Annotated in this window: 14 protein-coding genes and 1 pseudogene; 4 read left to right on the top strand and 11 right to left on the bottom strand. The window is 69.2% G+C overall.

Annotation, left to right across the window (positions count from 1 at the left end):
* Positions 1 to 27 precede the first annotated feature (27 nt).
* From AC1DB8_RS01560 to AC1DB8_RS01520, 9 genes are all read right to left on the bottom strand, one after another.
* Positions 28 to 1,545 carry an FAD-dependent oxidoreductase gene (locus AC1DB8_RS01560; protein ID WP_476892014.1) on the bottom strand — a complete coding sequence of 506 codons (1,518 nt, stop codon included), beginning with the start codon at positions 1,543 to 1,545 and terminating at the stop codon, positions 28 to 30.
* Between the two features lie 75 nt (positions 1,546 to 1,620).
* Positions 1,621 to 2,205, bottom strand: a complete 585-nt coding sequence (locus AC1DB8_RS01555; protein ID WP_476892013.1) for an HhH-GPD-type base excision DNA repair protein — start codon at positions 2,203 to 2,205, stop codon at positions 1,621 to 1,623.
* Positions 2,206 to 2,261: 56 nt separating this feature from the next.
* Entirely contained in the window at positions 2,262 to 3,095 is an 834-nt protein-coding gene (gene proC / locus AC1DB8_RS01550; RefSeq protein ID WP_476892012.1) for a pyrroline-5-carboxylate reductase, read from the bottom strand.
* A 247-nt stretch (positions 3,096 to 3,342) separates the two neighbouring features.
* Positions 3,343 to 3,684, bottom strand: coding sequence for a YciI family protein (locus tag AC1DB8_RS01545; RefSeq protein ID WP_441416824.1), 342 nt, complete (start codon positions 3,682 to 3,684; stop codon positions 3,343 to 3,345).
* 185 nt (positions 3,685 to 3,869) lie between these two features.
* Positions 3,870 to 4,889, bottom strand: a complete 1,020-nt coding sequence (locus tag AC1DB8_RS01540; RefSeq protein WP_476892011.1) for a Ppx/GppA phosphatase family protein — start codon at positions 4,887 to 4,889, stop codon at positions 3,870 to 3,872.
* 91 nt (positions 4,890 to 4,980) lie between these two features.
* Positions 4,981 to 5,430, bottom strand: a complete 450-nt coding sequence (locus tag AC1DB8_RS01535; protein WP_476892010.1) for an SseB family protein — start codon at positions 5,428 to 5,430, stop codon at positions 4,981 to 4,983.
* Positions 5,431 to 5,560: 130 nt separating this feature from the next.
* Complete coding sequence (locus AC1DB8_RS01530; RefSeq protein WP_476892009.1) at positions 5,561 to 6,586, bottom strand: type IV toxin-antitoxin system AbiEi family antitoxin domain-containing protein; 1,026 nt, start codon at positions 6,584 to 6,586, stop codon at positions 5,561 to 5,563.
* 139 nt (positions 6,587 to 6,725) lie between these two features.
* On the bottom strand, positions 6,726 to 9,464 hold the full coding sequence (topA, locus tag AC1DB8_RS01525) for a type I DNA topoisomerase (RefSeq protein WP_441416820.1): 2,739 nt from the start codon (positions 9,462 to 9,464) through the stop codon (positions 6,726 to 6,728).
* Positions 9,465 to 9,633: 169 nt separating this feature from the next.
* Positions 9,634 to 10,296: an ArsR/SmtB family transcription factor gene (locus tag AC1DB8_RS01520; RefSeq protein WP_441416819.1), complete on the bottom strand. Its 663-nt coding sequence runs from the start codon at positions 10,294 to 10,296 to the stop codon at positions 9,634 to 9,636.
* 78 nt (positions 10,297 to 10,374) lie between these two features.
* Here AC1DB8_RS01520 and AC1DB8_RS01515 point away from each other — a divergent pair.
* Positions 10,375 to 11,583 (top strand): annotated as a pseudogene (locus AC1DB8_RS01515) (MFS transporter); the annotation flags it as partial.
* 96 nt (positions 11,584 to 11,679) lie between these two features.
* Here the strand turns inward: AC1DB8_RS01515 and AC1DB8_RS01510 are convergent.
* Positions 11,680 to 13,317, bottom strand: coding sequence for a DUF7059 domain-containing protein (locus AC1DB8_RS01510; RefSeq protein ID WP_476892008.1), 1,638 nt, complete (start codon positions 13,315 to 13,317; stop codon positions 11,680 to 11,682).
* Positions 13,318 to 13,390: 73 nt separating this feature from the next.
* A complete protein-coding gene (locus AC1DB8_RS01505) occupies positions 13,391 to 14,146 on the bottom strand; it encodes a MerR family transcriptional regulator (RefSeq protein ID WP_476892007.1) in 756 nt (251 codons plus the stop codon).
* Between the two features lie 197 nt (positions 14,147 to 14,343).
* On the opposite strand from AC1DB8_RS01505, the gene AC1DB8_RS01500 reads away from it, so the two are divergent.
* Genes AC1DB8_RS01500 through AC1DB8_RS01490 form a run of 3 tightly spaced genes read left to right on the top strand, consistent with a single transcriptional unit; the run spans position 14,344 to position 15,989 of the window.
* Positions 14,344 to 14,799 carry a hypothetical protein gene (locus AC1DB8_RS01500; RefSeq protein ID WP_476892006.1) on the top strand — a complete coding sequence of 152 codons (456 nt, stop codon included), beginning with the start codon at positions 14,344 to 14,346 and terminating at the stop codon, positions 14,797 to 14,799.
* Positions 14,800 to 14,839: 40 nt separating this feature from the next.
* Positions 14,840 to 15,388 carry a hypothetical protein gene (locus AC1DB8_RS01495; protein WP_476892005.1) on the top strand — a complete coding sequence of 183 codons (549 nt, stop codon included), beginning with the start codon at positions 14,840 to 14,842 and terminating at the stop codon, positions 15,386 to 15,388.
* Positions 15,389 to 15,446: 58 nt separating this feature from the next.
* Entirely contained in the window at positions 15,447 to 15,989 is a 543-nt protein-coding gene (locus AC1DB8_RS01490; protein WP_476892004.1) for a hypothetical protein, read from the top strand.
* The last annotated feature ends 21 nt before the right edge of the window (positions 15,990 to 16,010 follow it).

The raw sequence follows: 16,010 nt of genomic DNA, 5'->3' as shown, positions 1-16,010 counted from the left end.
CCCCCGTGCCGGCGGCCGTCGCCGGGCCTAGAGGCCTCGGTGGCTGGAAGCAGTGACGTCCGGGGCGGGGCCGGCGGCCAGGTTCCTTGTGGCCGGCCCCTGGATCACGGTGCCGTCAGTGCTGAACCGGGAACCGTGACAAGGGCAGTCCCACGTCACGTCCGTCCGATTGAACTCCACGGTGCAGCCAAGGTGCGTGCAGACGGCCGAGACCGCCTGGACGCCCCCCGTGGGACTGACGTACACGGCAGTTTTGGCGCCGTTGACGTCCACCACCTTCCCCTCTCCCGGGGCCACCGACGCCGGAACAGCGTCGGCGCCGGAAACCTCCTCCGCCGGGCTCGACCGCGCCGCCTGCGCGGCGCCGCCGCTTCGGTTGCTGTCGAACACCGCGGCCCACGGGTTGGCGGTGCCGCCCAGCGTGTCCCGGAGGATCAAGGCGGCGGCAGTGCCGTTGGTGAGGCCCCACTTCCGCAGCCCGGTGATCACGTGGACATGCCGGGACTCCGGAGCCATGCGGCCCACGTACGGCAGCCCGTCCTCAGGCATGGCGTCCTGGGTGGACCAGCGGAACGCGATCTCCCCGGCGCCCAGGCGGTCACGGGCGAACGCCGCCAGCCGCCGGTATCGTTCGGCGGAATCAACGCTTTCGGCGGCCGGGTGTCCTTCGCCGCCGGCCAGCACGTAACTGGTACCTTCGACGTCGACGGTCAGGATCGAGCGCATCGGCTCAACAACGCTGACAAAGGTTGCGTCCAGCGGAGCAACTGGGCTCTTGCCGGCGACGACATACGAGCGGTGCGCGTAGCATCGCCCGGCGTAGAGCCCGCCGTCCCCGAACGGCAGGTTGGTCGCCACGATGATCTCCTTGGCCCGGACTGATCCCCGTTCCGTAACCACCACGGCCGGAGCGCCGTCGCGGAAGCTCGTAGCAGGCGACTGCTCAAAGACGAAGCTGCCGTTCCCGTCCACGGCACGGGCCAGACCCTGCACATACCTGAGCGCGTGGATCTGGGCCTGGCCGTCGAACCGGACGGCGCCCCGGACCGCGAAGGGCAGCGGCACCTCTGTCGTGAAGGAGGCCGGCAGCCCCAGCCGAGCGGCCAGCGCCGCTTCCTCCCGGACCAGCGCAAGGGCCTGCACGGATTCGGCGTAGGTGTAATTGGCCACCCGCCGGAAGCCGCAGTCGATTCCCTCCGCTGCCACAACGGCCGCGATGTGTTCAATTGCCGCCTCGTTGGCCTGCCCATAGATGCCAGCCGTGGAATCGCCGTGGCGGGCCGCAAGGTCGGAGTAGGCAAGCCGGTGCAGTGAGGTGACCTTGCCCGTGGTGTTCCCGGTGACGCCGGTGCCCACCCGCGCCGCCTCAAGCACGGCCACCGACTGGCCCGCCCGTTTCAGGGCCAGCGCGGTGGTCAGTCCTGCGATGCCGCCGCCAATCACGGCAACGTCCACGTCCAGGGACGCGTCGAGGGGCGCGTACGTTGCGGTTCCGCCGGTGGCAGACCAAAGGGAGAGTAGCCGTCCTGCCGCCTGTTCAGTCACGGTCCCGACCTCCACGCACTAGGTTCCCTCCGCCGTCGGGCGCGTCCCGGCGTCGCTGGCTGAGCTACCGCGGGGTCAGGGCCCGGCGGTCTTCGCAGTCTTCGCGGCGGCCTTGGCTGCCTGCTTGCTGGCCCGCACCTTGCTCAGCGACTCCGGATCCACGATGTCAGCGACGGACAGGAAGGCGTTCTCCTGGCCATAGTGGCCGGCGGCCTCGCGCCAGCCTTCGGCCTGGAGCCCGCACTGCTTTCCCAGCAGCGCCAGGAAGATCTTCGCCTTCTGCTCGCCGAATCCCGGCAACGCCTTGAGCCGGCGCAGCACCTCTTTCCCGTCGGGCCCGCCCTGCGTCCAGATGGCCGTGGCGTCGCCGTTCCAGTCAGTCCGCACCGTCTCAGCAAGGGCCTGGACGCGGCCGGCCATTGATCCGGGGAACCGGTGGACGGCCGGGCGCTCCTTGAACAACTCCACGAACCCTTGCGGATCGTAACCGGCGATCGCGGCGGGGTCCATGGACCCGAGGCGCGTCCGGATCTTTTCCGGGCCGGCAAAGGCCGACTCCATGGTCACCTGCTGGTCCAACAGCATGCCGGTGAGCAGGGCAAACGCGTCGTCGCTGAGGAGTTTGTCCGCTGCGGGGTCCCCTGTGATGTGCAGTTCCATGGGTCCTATCCTGCCACCCGGTCCGGGCTGAGTCATGGGTTGCGCCCGCGTTCCGGCTAGCCGAGCTGCCTGGTGATTTCGGCGGCCCGCTCGGCGGCGGCCCGGGCGCCGTCGGCGATGATCGCCGGGAGTCCGCGCTCGTCGAAGGTGGCGATCGCCCGTTCCGTGGTGCCGTTCGGGCTGGTCACTGCCTTGCGGAGCGCCGCGGGGTCGGCACCCGGCTCGGCCAGCATGAACCCGGCGCCGGCGACAGTTTCGCGTGCCAGCAGCAGCGAGAGCTCGGCGTCCAGTCCCAGTTCGGCCCCGGCGGCCGCCATTGCCTCGGCCAGGTAGAAGGCGTAGGCCGGGCCGGAGCCGCTGATCGCGGACAGCGCGTCCACCTGTTCCTCGGGAATCTCGACGACGGTGCCGACGGCCGCGAAGATGTCCTTTGCCTGCTGCAGTTGCTCCGCCGAGCAGTGCTTACCGGCCGAGACGGAGACGACGCCGCGGCCAAGCCGAGCGGGCGTGTTCGGCATGGCGCGGATCACCGGCTGTCCGGCCGGGAGCGCCGCTTCCAGCTGCTCCAGCGACACCGCAGCGGCAACGCTGACCACGATGGTGTCCGGCGAGAGCGAACCGCTGATCTCCCGGGCCAAAGCGGCGATTCCCACCGGCTTGACGCCCAGCACCACGACGGCGGCGCCGGTGGCGGCCTGCGTGTTGTTCTCCGGCTCTTCTTCGCCGGCGATGGCCGTGATGCCGTGGTGCCGCTCAGCCAGTTCGGCCGCCCGACCAGCCCGGCGCACCGTGGCGACAATGTCCGCGGGGTCCGTGCCGCCCGCGATCATGCCGCCCATGATTGCCTCGTTCATTGACCCACAGCCCAGGAATGCGATTCGGTTGCTCATTCCCCCATCATTGCAGTCCGGCCCGATTCACAGCCAGCTCACATCCTGGGCGCAGCTTGCTCACAAAATCGGGGATTAGCGTAGGTACTACCTCATTGAGGGTGCGAGTGATGATAGGCAGTCATGCGGATGTCTGCCCGGCACCGGTGGGCTGTAGCGGGTTTCCCCCATTTTCCCGTTCCAGACCGCCGGTGCCTTCGCCGTTTAACAGCCCCGTAAGCAGCACACCGGTCCGGCTGGTGCTGGGCTAGTGCTGGATAGGCCGCACTTCGATGGGAAGGGTGGTGGCTCGGGTCAGCCGCCCGGCCCAGCCGAGGGCGGCGTCGAGGTCCGGTGCCTCAATAACGGTGAATCCGCCAAGGTGTTCCTTCGCTTCAACGAATGGACCGTCAGTGATGAGCAGCTCGGTGCCCTCCGGTCGCACGACCTTTGCGGTGTCGGTGGGGTGGAGCCCCGCGGCGAAAACCCAGGCGCCGGCCGCCTTCATTTCGCGGTTCAGGGCCTCCAGGTCCCGCATGATGGGTTCCAGGACTTCCGGGGCGGGGGCCGGGCCGACGGGCTGGTAAACGCTGAGCAGGTACTGGGCCATGGTGCTGTCCTCCTTGACGATTGGGCCGGTTCCTTACCGGCCTCTCACCTTGTAGACGAACGGCGTGCGTCCGGTTCGACACCTTGCTGCCGGCATTATCGGTTCGGAGCGAAAACCGTCCACCCGTCACCGGCCGACCGATGTTGCGTTGCGCCTGTCACGTGGCGCCTGTTACGGAGCGCTTGTTACGGGGCGCCGGGCCCGTCCGCGTCCGGTGACTGCGGCTCGGCGGGCTCGTCGGCCCGGGCTACGTGGGGCGCGGGCTGCAGCGGCCCCTCAAAGACCAGCTGATCCAGCCGGCGGAGGATCAGACCTTCGCGGAGGGCCCAGGGGCAGATCTCCAAGCTTGGAAACTCAAACATTTCGAGGGCCGCTTCCGCCACCAGCGCGCCGGCCAGAAGCTGGTGGGCGCGGGCTTCGGAGACACCGGGAAGATTCAACCGGTCCTCCACCTCCATGGCCGAGATGCGCTGCGCCCACAGGCCCAGGTCCGTGGCAAACAGTTCCCGTTTGACGTACGGCCCGGCCCCGCTGGGGGCGGCCCCGGCAATGCGGGCCAGCGAGCGGAAGGTCTTGGAAGTGCCGGCCACGTGGTTGGCCTTGCCCAGCTTCGCGAAGTCCCGCACCACGGGCTTCAGGGTGGTCCGGATATAACGGCGAAGCTCCTTGACGCTTTTGGCCGAGGGCGGGTCCTCCTGCAGCCAGTCACGGGTGAGCCGGCTCGCACCGAGCGGGACCGACGTCGCCAGTTCGGGCAGCTCGTCCTCCCCGTAGGCCATTTCGAAGGAACCGCCGCCGATGTCCAGGTTCAGCACGGGACCCGCGCCCCAGCCGTACCAGCGGCGGACGGCGAAGAACGTCATCGACGCCTCTTCGCTGCCGGTCAGCTCCCGGAGCGTCACGGTGGTTTCATGCTTGACCCGGGCCAGGACGGCGGACCCGTTGGTGGCCTCGCGGATCGCGGAGGTGCAGAACGCCAGCAGGTCCTCGGCCTTGTGTTTAGCCGCGAACTCCCAGGCTTCGAGGACGAACTCGATCAGTTCATGCTGGCCGGCGTCGTTGATGTTGCCGTCCGCGTCGAGGAACTGCACCAGGGAGAGTGGGCGCTTGTGCGAGGCGAACGGGACCGGGCGCGCGCCGGGGTGGGCGTCCACAAGGAGGAGGTGGACAGTGTTGGACCCGATATCGAGGACGCCTAGCCGCATGCTGCCATTATTCTCCCCGGAGGGGCTGTGCCCTAACCGGGCGCAGCGGCGAGACCTCGCGCCGTGGCCCGTCCCGCTTAGGCCCGGGCGCTTAGGCCTGGCTGTCGTCCTGGGCCGAGTCCGGCTCCTGCTCGGACGGCTTGAAGTCCCGGCGGATGTTCGCCACGCCCTCCGGGTCGATTTCGAAGCCGTAGACGGCGCCGGGGTTGATGACCATACCCAGCTGGTCGCCGAGGTTGCCGATGATTGCCGAGCCCTGGGTGCCGAGCACGTTCGGCGCGGCGGCGAGGAACTGTTCCGCCACACGGCTCGGGTGCGAGAAGACGGCCAGCACGGGCTCTCCCGCAGCGTTGGCGAGCACCAGCGGCTCCACCTGGGAGTCCGGGCCGTCGATCGTGTCGGAGCTGACGATGTAGACCTCGTTGTTGAGGAAGGACAGGATGACCTCCACCGGGTTGGCGTCCGGCTGCTCCCCCCGGGCGAGCTTCTCTTCGAGGTCGTTGAGCGGCTGGAGATCCATGGGTTCTGGCTGTTCAGTCATGTTCCTACTCGATCACGTCACGCCCCGGTCCGCAATTCCTTCCTGGGCGCCCGGCCGGTTCGCGGTCTCCGTCCACGCTCGCGGCACTGACACCGCGAGCCCGGCTCAAAGCCGCGAGCAGACGGCAATCTCAGCGCCCGAGCACCTGAAGCAGCCTCGTCTTCAGCTCGTGCTCGCGGAACAGGTCCCGCCATTCGACCCGGATGAACCTCCAGCCCAGCTCCATCAGTGCCTCCTCGCGGCGCCGCTCGGCAAAAATGGCCTCGGCAGTGGGGTCATAGTCGAAGTATTTGCCGCGGCCATCAAACTCCATCGCCACCAGCCGCTCCGGCCATGCGCAATCCAGCCTGTACGTACCGAGCCGCGTCCGGACCTCGAACTGGAGCTGCGGAGCAGGAAGCCTCAGCCGCCGGACCAGATCGCGGAGTAGCGTTTCACCCGGCGACTCGGACAGCGGATCCGCATGGGCGAGCACCTTCTTCAACGTCGAGACGCCCGGCGCCCCGCGGAGCCGGGCGCACTCCAGCTCCACCGCCTCCCGCCCGGCACCGAGTCGCAGGGCATGGTCCATCAGAATCAGCCCCTGCGCATAGTTCAGGACGAGGCCGCTGTCCGCGGCCGTTCGGGCCAGCGACGTAACGCGATGCCCGGCCACGTGCACGACGTCGGCGGGAGTCAGCGCACGGGTATGCGCCCGCACGTCGCCCGCGTGGCCACCGGTCGACGGGAGGAACGGCACCGTGAGGTGGATGGTGTCGTCTACTTGCCACAGAAAGAGGCCGTGGAGCCGGGCTGCCGTGGTGTGGCTGAACACGTAGGCGCCCGTTGAGCTTGTCAGGCAGCGGTGGGCGTAGGCCTCGATCCGGCAGCGCGAGGCACCGTTCGCATCGAGTGCTGCCCAGAAGGAGCGGCGGACATAGCAGCCGCGGCGCAGCTTGAGGAGGGCGCCGCCGGCAGCCAGCTGCCGAATTTTCCGTGCGGACAGGCCCCGGTCCAGCAGTTCCTCGGTCCGCCACAGGTTGACGGCTTCGGGAAGCTTTGGGTCCAGGGCTGCTGCCGAAGGTCCCGGGCCGGGCGTCAACGGACGGGCCGACTCAGCGGAACCGGCCCATACAACAGCGAGGGGGTCCTCAGGCTGGGTGGGGGGGTACTCCATGGCGCCAGCCTGCCGCCACCGCTCCCCTTCCGAAAGTCCGCGATGGACCTATGTGCACAACGACTCGCGGGTTCCGTCCGCCGTCGGCGTCTTCTGACGTCGAGCTGGGAAGGAACCCGCGAGCGGGGGCGAAGTGCACCTACTTCTTGGCGGCGGCCTTGCGGGCGGGGGCCTTGCGGGCCGTCGTCGTTCGCTTGACCGGGCCCTTGGCCCGCTTCTCGGCGAGGAGTTCGACGGCGCGTTCCCGGGTCAGTTCCTCGATGGCGGTGCTGCGCGGCACCGTGATGTTGGTGACGCCGTCGGTGATGTACGGGCCGAAGCGGCCTTCCTTCACCACGATGTTCTTCTCCGAGACCGGGTCCGGGCCGAACTCCGCCAGCGGCGGGACGGCGGCGCGGGCGCCGCGCTGCTTGGGCTGCGAGTAGATCTCCAGTGCCTGTTCCAGCGTGATGGTGAAGATTTCCTCCTCCGAGCCGATGGAACGGGAGTCCGTGCCCTTCTTCAGGTACGGGCCGAAGCGTCCGTTCTGCACCGTGATGGGGTTGCCCTCGGCGTCCTGGCCGAGCACCCGCGGCAGGCTCATCAACTGCAGCGCCTCATCGAGGGTCACGGTGTCCACGCTCATGGAGGCGAACAGCGAGCCGGTGCGCGGCTTGGCCTTGACCGGCTTCTTCGGCGGCTTTGGCTTGCCGTTCTTGTAGTACTCCACCGGCTGGTTGGCGAGCTGCTCCTCGGTCATCTCCGGGATGATCTCGGTGACGTAGGCGCCGTAGCGGCCGTTCTTGGCCACAACGGTGTGCCCGGTGTGCGGGTCCGTGCCCAGCACGCGCTCCTCCGGGGCGGCGGTCTCCATCAGCTCGACTGCCTTGGCGGCGGTGAGCTCGTCCGGAGCCAGGTCCTCGGGGACGTTGGCGCGGGCGGACTCGATGACTTCGCCGGTCTTCGGGTCCACGGTGGGGACGGAGCTCTCCAGGTACGGGCCGAACTTGCCGACGCGCAGCGTGATGCCGTCGGTGATCGGGATGGAGTTGATTTCGCGGGCGTCGATCTCGCCAAGGTTGTTGACGATGCTCAGCAGGCCGGGCTCGGAATCCTGACCGAAGTAGAAATGCTTGAGCCAGGCGGGTCCGGCTTCCTGGCCGTTGGCGATCTTGTCCAGGTCGGCTTCCATGTCGGCAGTGAAGTCGTAGTCCACGTAGTCGTGGAAGTGCTGTTCGAGCAGCCGGATCACGGAGAACGCGATCCAGCTCGGGACCAGCGCGGAGCCTTGCTTCCGGACGTAGCCGCGGTCCTGGATGGTGGAGATTGTGGAGGCGTAGGTCGACGGGCGGCCGATGCCTTTCTTTTCCAGTTCCGCGGTCAGGGACGCTTCGGTGAAGCGCGGCGGCGGCGAGGTTTCATGCCCGACGGCGACGATCTCCGAAGCGGTCAGCGCGTCGCCCTTGGCCACGTTGGGCAGCCGGCGCGCTTCCTCGGAGTCCTCGTCTCCGCGGCTCTCGTCCTTGCCTTCCTCATAGGCGGCGAGGAAGCCCGGGAAGGTGATGACGGTGCCGGAGGCGGAGAACTCGGCGTCCCGGCCGTCCGCCGCGCCACCCACGGTGACGGCGCCCAGTCGGATGGTCGCGGTGGAGCCCTTCGCGTCGGCCATCTGGGAGGCGACGGTGCGCTTCCAGATCAGCTCGTAAAGGCGGAACTCGTCGCCGGAGAGCTGCTTGGCAACCTGTGCCGGGGTGCGGAAGGAGTCGCCGGCGGGGCGGATGGCCTCGTGGGCTTCCTGCGCGTTGGCTGCCTTGCCGCTGTAGACGCGGGGCGAGGCCGGGACGTACTCGGGGCCGTACAGCTCGGAGGCCTGGCGCCGCGCGGCGGTGATGGCCTCGTTGCTCAGCGCATTCGAGTCCGTACGCATATACGTGATGTAGCCGTTTTCGTAGAGCCGCTGGGCCACCTGCATGGTGCTCTTGGAGGAGAAGCGCAGTTTGCGGCCGGCCTCCTGCTGCAGCGTGGAGGTGGTGAACGGCGCCGCGGGACGGCGGGTGTAGGGCTTGGTGTCGACGGAGCGGACGCGGAAGTCCGCCTCCTGCAGGCCGGCGGCCAGGGCGCCGGCGAGTTCCTCGTTCAGGTGCACGACGCCGCGCGAGGTGAGCTCGCCGGCGTCGTTGAAGTCCCGTCCGCTGGCGACCTTGGAGCCATCGACAGCAGCCAGCTTGGCCTTGAAGGAGCCGGATTCCGCGCCGAACTGGCCGGTCAGGTCCCAGTAGGACGCCGACTTGAACGCCATCCGCTCCCGTTCCCGGTCCACCACCATGCGGGTGACGACGGACTGCACGCGGCCGGCGGACAGGCCGCGGGCCACCTTGCGCCACAGTACCGGGGAGATTTCGTAGCCGTAGAGGCGGTCCAGCACGCGGCGGGTTTCCTGCGCGTCCACGAGGTCCTGGTCCACGTCGCGCAGGTTGTCCATCGCGCGGTGGATGGCTTCCTTGGTGATTTCGCCGAAGGTCATCCGGTACACGGGGACTTTGGGCTTGAGGACTTCCAGCAGGTGCCACGCGATGGCCTCGCCCTCGCGGTCCCCATCGGTTGCGAGGTAGAGGGCGTCAGCGCCCTTGAGCTGGGCCTTGAGTTCGGCGACCTTTTTCTTCTTGTCCGGAGACACCACGTAGTACGGCTTGAAGTCGTGTTCAATGTCGACGGCGAACTTGCCCAACGGCGTTTTCTTCAACTCTGCGGGGAGCTCCGAAGGCTGCGGCAGGTCGCGGATGTGACCGATGGAGGCCTCAACGATGAAACCTTCGCCCAGGTACTTGGCGATGGTCTTGCTCTTGGCGGGAGACTCCACAATCACGAGTTTCTTGCCGGTGGGGGCCTTGCTTGGCACGGTGCTCCTACAGAAAAAGGTTGCTCGGGCAGATGCGCCCATACCCGCCTAGTTCACCATATTTTGCAGATTCCCGCGCATCCGGGTGCAAAAGTCAGTCTCCCGGGCACGTCTTGCAAACGTAACGAAGCACCCACAGTTGCGGCCTTCGGGAGCGCCGCGCTGCCGCTTAGGACGCCGGCGCGGCCTTGCCCCGGTCGTCCGGAATCATCGACCACATGGTGGCCATCCGGACAGCCCCCTCGGGCACCCGGTCCGGGTCCTCGAGCTCGTAGTCCCTCAGCAGGTCGAAGAGCCTCTCGTTCAGCTCTCCGGCCTGGGCCGGGGTCAGGTACAGCAGGTTGCTGGCCAGCACCACGGAGGAGGTGCCGTCCACGGCTTCGCCGCGCTGGCGCCGCTCGTCCCGGGTCCTGGCGTAAGCGTTGACGCGCCGGCGGTAGGCGTCCAGCTCCAGGTCCAGCACGGCGAATTCCGGACTGGCCACTCCCCCGCCCGAATTGATGGTGAAGTCGGTGCCGGCGGCTTTCCAGCGGCGTTCGCGGGCATCGCCGGCGGTGGCCGCGGGCACCACGATGCCCCACTTCTGCAAAGCGCGCAGGTGGTAGCTCATGGCGCTCGGGGTGAGGCCGGTCTGGGCGGCAAGTTCGGTGGCGGTCCGGCTCACCTGGGTGGAATACAGCTCGGAAATGACCTCGAGCCGGGCGGCGTGGGCCAGCGCCCGGATCGCCTTCGGGTCGGTGATTTCGACCTTCTTTTCCGGACGCGGCCTGCGCTTGGCGGCCGGAGCGGCGGTCTCGGCGGGGCCGACCGACTTGGGAGTTTCTGCATTCACGCTTTCAGTCTACCGACGCCTGCCAAACTATGAAAGAAATGCTTGACACTACCGACAGGGGCGGGATACCTTGCGGTTATGAAACACATACTTCATAAAGTGCGCGGCGCATCCGGCGAGCCTTCACTTTGGCGCAACCGCGACTTCCTGCTCGCCAGCAGCTCCCGGTTCCTGGCGACCGCCGGCATGGGCGCCGTCGTCGTCAGCGTCATGCTGCACCTGCAGAACGTCGCGGCGGACGGTGCGGCACCGGCTGCCGGCCCATGGCTCGTGGCGGCTTACCTGCTGTGCTCGGCGCTGCCGCTGGTCCTGCTGGCGCCGTGGGCGGGCCGGCTCGCCGACACGCGTGATTCCCGCACGCTTGCGACGGCGTCGTCCGTGGTCAGCGCCGTGGCCGTGGCGGGCATGGGCGTAAGCCTGCAGTACCTGGACAACCACATCCCCGTGCTGTTCGCCATGACGTTCCTGCTGGACGCCGCGCAGGCCGTGGCGGGGCCGACCTGGCAGGCGCTGCTGCCCCGGATCGTCGGAGAGGAGCGCACCCCGAGGGCGATGGGCACCATGCAGGCCACCATCATGATCGCTGGAATGGCGGGCCCGGCCGCGGGGGGCCTGCTCAGCGGCTGGGGCGGCTCGGGGCTGGTGTTTGCGGTCGCGAGCGGCTGCTATCTGGCCATGGGCGCCGGTGCGCTGCTGATCCGCACCCGACGCGGGACCGCGGCCGAGCTGGCCGGCCGGGACGCACCGGCGCTGCTGGATGGCCTGCGGCTGATCCGCCGGGACAGCCTGGTGTGGGCGCTGGTGCTCGGCGCGCTGTTCTTCATTGTCGTCGGCGAGGCCACCAACGTGCTGGAAGTCTTCCTGGCCCGGGGCGAGCTCGGCGCCACCGAGACCCAGTACGGTCTGCTCGCTGCGGCCTTCGGGCTCGGCATGGCGGTGGGCGCGGCGCTGGCCGGACGGATCAAGACGCCGCCGGCCCGGCTGCGTGTGCTGCTCGCCAGCATGGCCCTGACCTCGGCTTTCCTGGCAGTGATGGGGCTGGTGCCCAGCGTGGGGCTGCTGTTCGTGGCCTACACGGCGATGGGCACGGCCTGCGGCGCCCTGAACGCCTGCTTCGGTGCGATCGCGATCCTGCGCATCCCGGAGAGCGGGCGGGGCCAGGCGATGGCGATCATCGGCGGCATGACCCGCGCCGTCTCCATTGCCGCCCTGGCCATCGGCGGCCTGCTCGGCGCACTGCTGCCGGTCCGGCTGAGTTTCCTCATCACAGGGGCGGGCGGCGTGCTCGTGGCCCTCGCCGTCGCCGCCTACGTGCTGCCTCGCTTCGGCCGCGAAGGCGCGGTGCCGCTCGCGGTGCCGGTGCCGGTGCCGCCGTCGTCCGTCTCAGGCGGGGAGCAGGAAGCCGTCGCGCACCAGGTTGGCCACCTCGTCGAGGAGCCCCTGCCGGAACGCCGCGCTGTCATATCCCTCGTAGCCGCCCAGCAGGGCGTCAAGGGCGCCGATGATCTGCCCGACGGAGAGCTCGCCGTCGCACGCTGAGACAAAGCCGGCCAGCTCGGTGCTGAGCAGGTTGGTGCGGCGCAGCCCCGCGCCTTGGCGCAGCAGGATCACGCCGGGGTGTTCGGCGCCGGGACGCTGGTGCCGCTCCTCGGTGACATCGTCGGCCACCAGCAGGTGCGCGGATTCCAGCTCGTGCGCGGCCAGCCAGTCGGCGCGCTCGACGGCGGCGCCCAGGTGCGGGCCAACGGGCTGTTCGATCGGGTAGGTAATCTCCTCAAACCGGGACATCACCGGCCGGGCGCCGGCCGCGGGTCGCCGCAGCCAGATCATCCCGAAGCCGATGGCCTCCACGTTTCGGGACGCGAAGTCGTCCAGGTAGGCGGCATAGGAGTCCTGGTAGAGCCGCCGGTCGCGGGCCTCGGAGGCGTCCCGCAGCCAGGTCTCTGCGTAGTCTTCAGGGCTGACCTGCTCGCGCTGGATGAACCAGACGTCTGCGTCCGGGCTGGCCCAGCTTCGCGGCCGGTCGGCCCATGCGGCGCCCGCCGGGATCTCCCAGTTGCCCAGCAGCTGGGCTGTCCCTCCGGGGGCGAGGACCGAGGGGAGGTCCCGGACAAGCGCGGCGACGATGTCATCGCCCGGCAGGCCGCCGTCGCGGTAGGTGAACTGGTCCGAGGCGGTTTCCCCGGCCCCTCGCGGAGTGATGACGAACGGCGGATTGGAGACCACCAGGTCGAATTCCTGCCCCGCCACCGGATCCAGCAGCGAGCCCAGCCGCAGGCTCACCCGGCTTTCCGGCTCGGCGGGGTCCAGGTGCAGCGCCGCCGCGTTCAGCATCAGGTTGAAGCGGGTGAACGCCAGCGCCCGCTCCGAGATGTCGGTGGCAGTGACGTGCTCGGCGTGGTGCAAGAGTTGGAAGGTCTGGATGCCGCAGCCGGTGCCGAGGTCCAAGGCGCGGGCCACGTGCCGGCGGGCGGTGACCTGCACCAGGGTGGTGGACGCCTGACCGATCCCCAGCACGTGGTCATGGCGCAGCACGCCCGGGCGCTGGTGGGCGGCCAGGTCGCTGGCCACCCAGAGCTCGGCCCCGCCGCTGCTGATTGTCTCTTCACCGGCGGCGCCCTCCCAGCCGTACGGCCGCAGATCCACCTTCGCCTGGACCAGGCCCTCCGGGGACGGCTCCACGAGGCCCAGTTCCACCAGGCCCGCCGTGCGGATGCCGGGCAGCGCGGCGTCAAGGGTCCCGGCCGGCTGCGGCTCGGCCAGCAGCCACAGGCGGACGACGGCGGCGAGCGCCGACGTCGTCGTCCCGCCACCGACGGCGGCCTCGGTGGCGATCAGGGCGGGGATGAGCTGGTCCCGGCCCAGGGCCGCGTGGGCGGCCGGGCCCAGGAGTTCGGCCACGCCGTCAACCGTGTAGCCGATGGCGCGCAGGTCCGCGGCGAGCGCCTGGAGCAGGTCCGGGAAGTCGCTGCGGGGAGCGTCGGGGGTGTTGCCGGCCGTGAAAAGCGTAGAAGGAGTCACCGGACAAGTTTAGGCGCGGCACAGGTTTAGGTGCGGGCCCGCCGACCCCCGCCGAAGCGGAGGTGCTGCCGCGTCAGAGGTTCTTGCTCGCGTAGGCCCGCAGCGCGTCCCGCACGAACGCGGCGCCGGCGGCCCCACCGTAGTTCGCGGCGAAACGCGGATCTGCCACGTACATGTCACCGAGACCGGACACGTATTCCCTCACGTTCCCTCCGCCGGCCGCCGGGGTCCCCGGAATACCGGTGAGCCATTCGACCTGGCGCCGTGCGAGGTCCTGCGCTTCCGGACCGTCCGGGGCGGCACCCGATTCGGCCGCGGCAATCCAGTCCCGGCCCAGCTGCTTGGACCGCTGTTTCCAGGCGTCCTTTTCGGCGGCGCCCATGCCGCGCCACCAGGCGTCGCCCTGCGCATAGGCGGCCGTGCCCCATCGCCCCTCCACCTCGTCCTTGTACTGCGTATGGTCGAAGCCGTCGAACATTTTCTCTGCCATGGGTTCCCTTCCTGCCTTGACTTCCCTGAGTGTGTGTTGGACCGAGGCGATCTGCCGCGCCAGCCGGTCCTGCTCCTGGCGCAGCCACTTGAGGTGGCCGGCCAGCGCGCGTTCGGCCTCCCCCTCGCGGGCGAGCGCCTCGGCGATTGCCGGCAGGCCGAGGCCCAGTTCCCGCAGCAGCAGGATGCGCTGCAGCCGGAGCAGTGCGGCCTGGTCGTAGTACCGGTAACCGTTGTCCCCGGTGCGGCTGGGCTTGAGCAGCCCGACGGCGTCGTAGTGGCGCAGCGTCCGGCTCGTGGTGCCCGCGATCTTCGCGATCTGCTGCACGGACCAGTCCATGGCTGTCGTTCTCCTCAACCTTGGAGCGCCCGGACTATCCGGCCGCTACCCCGAGCCTAAATGTTGACGCGGCGTCAAGGTCAAGGGTTCTTCTCGCCTGGCCCGTGCCGGGGACGAGTGCCGGAGCTGATTGCCGGCTAGCGGCCACGGGACGACGGCGGGCAGGGACGGCACGCCCCAGCGGGTAAGTTGGAGGCATGCTTTTCGCTCCGCCCTCACCCTCCCGCCCTCGCGCTCTCGGGCGCCTCTTCGCCGCCGCGGCCGGCGTCGCCGTCGTGCTGGGAGCCTCGGCGTGCTCCGCCGGGAGCTCTATCGAATCCGCCGACGTGAACGCTTGGAAGGCCACCGCGTTGCCGTCGGCCAGCGGGATCGTCCTGGCGGACGCCGGCAAGATCCTTAACCGCGACCCGGTCGCCAAGGACGCCAGCGTCCCTGCCGGCAACTACACCTTGACGATGAGTTGCGACGGCGGCGGCAAGGAATTCTTCGAGGTCACCCTCGACGGAAACCACCTCACGGAAGCCGGGGCCGCCTGCAACGGCAGCCGGGAGACCGCCAGGATCAAGGTGCCCGCGGCGGGCACGCTGAAGATCAGCGCTTCGAGCGTGGACGCCCCGCTCATCTTTGCCTACCAACTGGTGGCCGCAGCCTGATGTGACTTGCGCCGGCCGGAAGCGTGGCTAGGCTCGGGGCATGGTTGCTACTGGGGGTAGGCAAGGGGTCCGTGTTTGGGCGCCGACGTTCGCGCTGGCGCTCTGCGCGGCGGTAGCGCTGGCCGGCTGTGAAGTCGCGGACGACGTCGGGCTCCCGGCGACCGACGCCGGGCCATCGGTCCGGTCCGCTGCGCCGCGGCCGCCACTGCCAACGCAGGACCCGGAGCTGGCCGCCGAAGCGGCCAAGAACCTGACGGAAGTTCAGCGGCTCCTCGGTGCCCCGCCCAAGACCGAACTGATGTCGGCTTTAGGCGGGATCGGCTTCCGACAGACCGCGCCGGGCGCAGCCAAGGGCCCGTATACCGTTAAGGTTGCCTGCGCCGGTACACCAAACGTGCTCCTCACCGTTTCGCAGCCTGACCGCCGGGACGGGGCCAGACTGCAGCTCAACGTCACCTGCGGGCGCAGTGTCCAGAAAGCCGTGAAGCTCGAATCCGGGCCGATCACGGTGCAAATCGAGCCGAGCTCAACCGGGTCGGATCCAGGCGCCGCCGTCGGGTTCCGGCTCGAGCGCCGCCCTTCCGCTTAGAAGCGCGCCGGACCGCCGGGCTCTGGCCCGCCGCCGCGGCCGGGCTTAAAGTCTGAGTATGCCCACCGCGCAGGCACCCCTCCCGCTGCGGTCGCGCGGCATGCTCACCGCCGTCGTGCTGGCCGTTGCACTGGCGTGCACTTCGGGGCTGGCCGGTTGCGGGTATGAGTACGACGACGGGCTTTCCGCCCGTGATGTGCCGTCGCAGGCGACCACGTTCACCGACGCCGCCCTCCCCCAGGACCCAGGCCAGAACCGGCCAGTGACCGGGCCGGAACTCAAACACTGGGTGACGGAAGTGTTACCGGAAACCCAGGGCCAGGTCTTCCATACCGGCTACGGGCTGCTGGACGCCGGCGCGACGCGCAATGAAACCACCACGCAGCTGCCGAGCGGAACCTATGCCCTGACCCTGGTCTGCCGAAGTACCCGGCGGGTGTCGTTCACCATCGTGGACAAGACGAGCATTCTGGTGGACTTGAGCCTGCGGTGCGGCACGCCACGGGTCAACGTGGTGCAACTCGGCGCGGACACGGTGCTGAGGGTCCGGATCGGGTCCCTGGCGCCGGCGAATTTCGCCTACCGCGTGAGCCGGATCTAGGTCAGCGACCAGCCGGCCCTC

It is taken from the genome of Arthrobacter sp. 10N410 (genome assembly GCF_056394945.1).
This window is presented reverse-complemented; position numbering and strand designations above follow the sequence as displayed.

What these genes read in the sequence shown, in the direction of transcription:
- AC1DB8_RS01500 (WP_476892006.1), top strand. Translation starts at nt 14,344, where the DNA reads ATGCTTTTCGCTCCGCCCTCACCCTCCCGCCCTCGCGCTCTCGGGCGC.
- AC1DB8_RS01535 (WP_476892010.1), bottom strand. Translation starts at nt 5,430, where the DNA reads ATGACTGAACAGCCAGAACCCATGGATCTCCAGCCGCTCAACGACCTC.
- AC1DB8_RS01555 (WP_476892013.1), bottom strand. Translation starts at nt 2,205, where the DNA reads ATGGAACTGCACATCACAGGGGACCCCGCAGCGGACAAACTCCTCAGC.
- AC1DB8_RS01540 (WP_476892011.1), bottom strand. Translation starts at nt 4,889, where the DNA reads ATGCGGCTAGGCGTCCTCGATATCGGGTCCAACACTGTCCACCTCCTC.
- AC1DB8_RS01505 (WP_476892007.1), bottom strand. Translation starts at nt 14,146, where the DNA reads ATGGACTGGTCCGTGCAGCAGATCGCGAAGATCGCGGGCACCACGAGC.
- AC1DB8_RS01530 (WP_476892009.1), bottom strand. Translation starts at nt 6,586, where the DNA reads ATGGAGTACCCCCCCACCCAGCCTGAGGACCCCCTCGCTGTTGTATGG.
- proC (WP_476892012.1), bottom strand. Translation starts at nt 3,095, where the DNA reads ATGAGCAACCGAATCGCATTCCTGGGCTGTGGGTCAATGAACGAGGCA.
- AC1DB8_RS01545 (WP_441416824.1), bottom strand. Translation starts at nt 3,684, where the DNA reads ATGGCCCAGTACCTGCTCAGCGTTTACCAGCCCGTCGGCCCGGCCCCC.
- AC1DB8_RS01490 (WP_476892004.1), top strand. Translation starts at nt 15,447, where the DNA reads ATGCCCACCGCGCAGGCACCCCTCCCGCTGCGGTCGCGCGGCATGCTC.
- AC1DB8_RS01495 (WP_476892005.1), top strand. Translation starts at nt 14,840, where the DNA reads ATGGTTGCTACTGGGGGTAGGCAAGGGGTCCGTGTTTGGGCGCCGACG.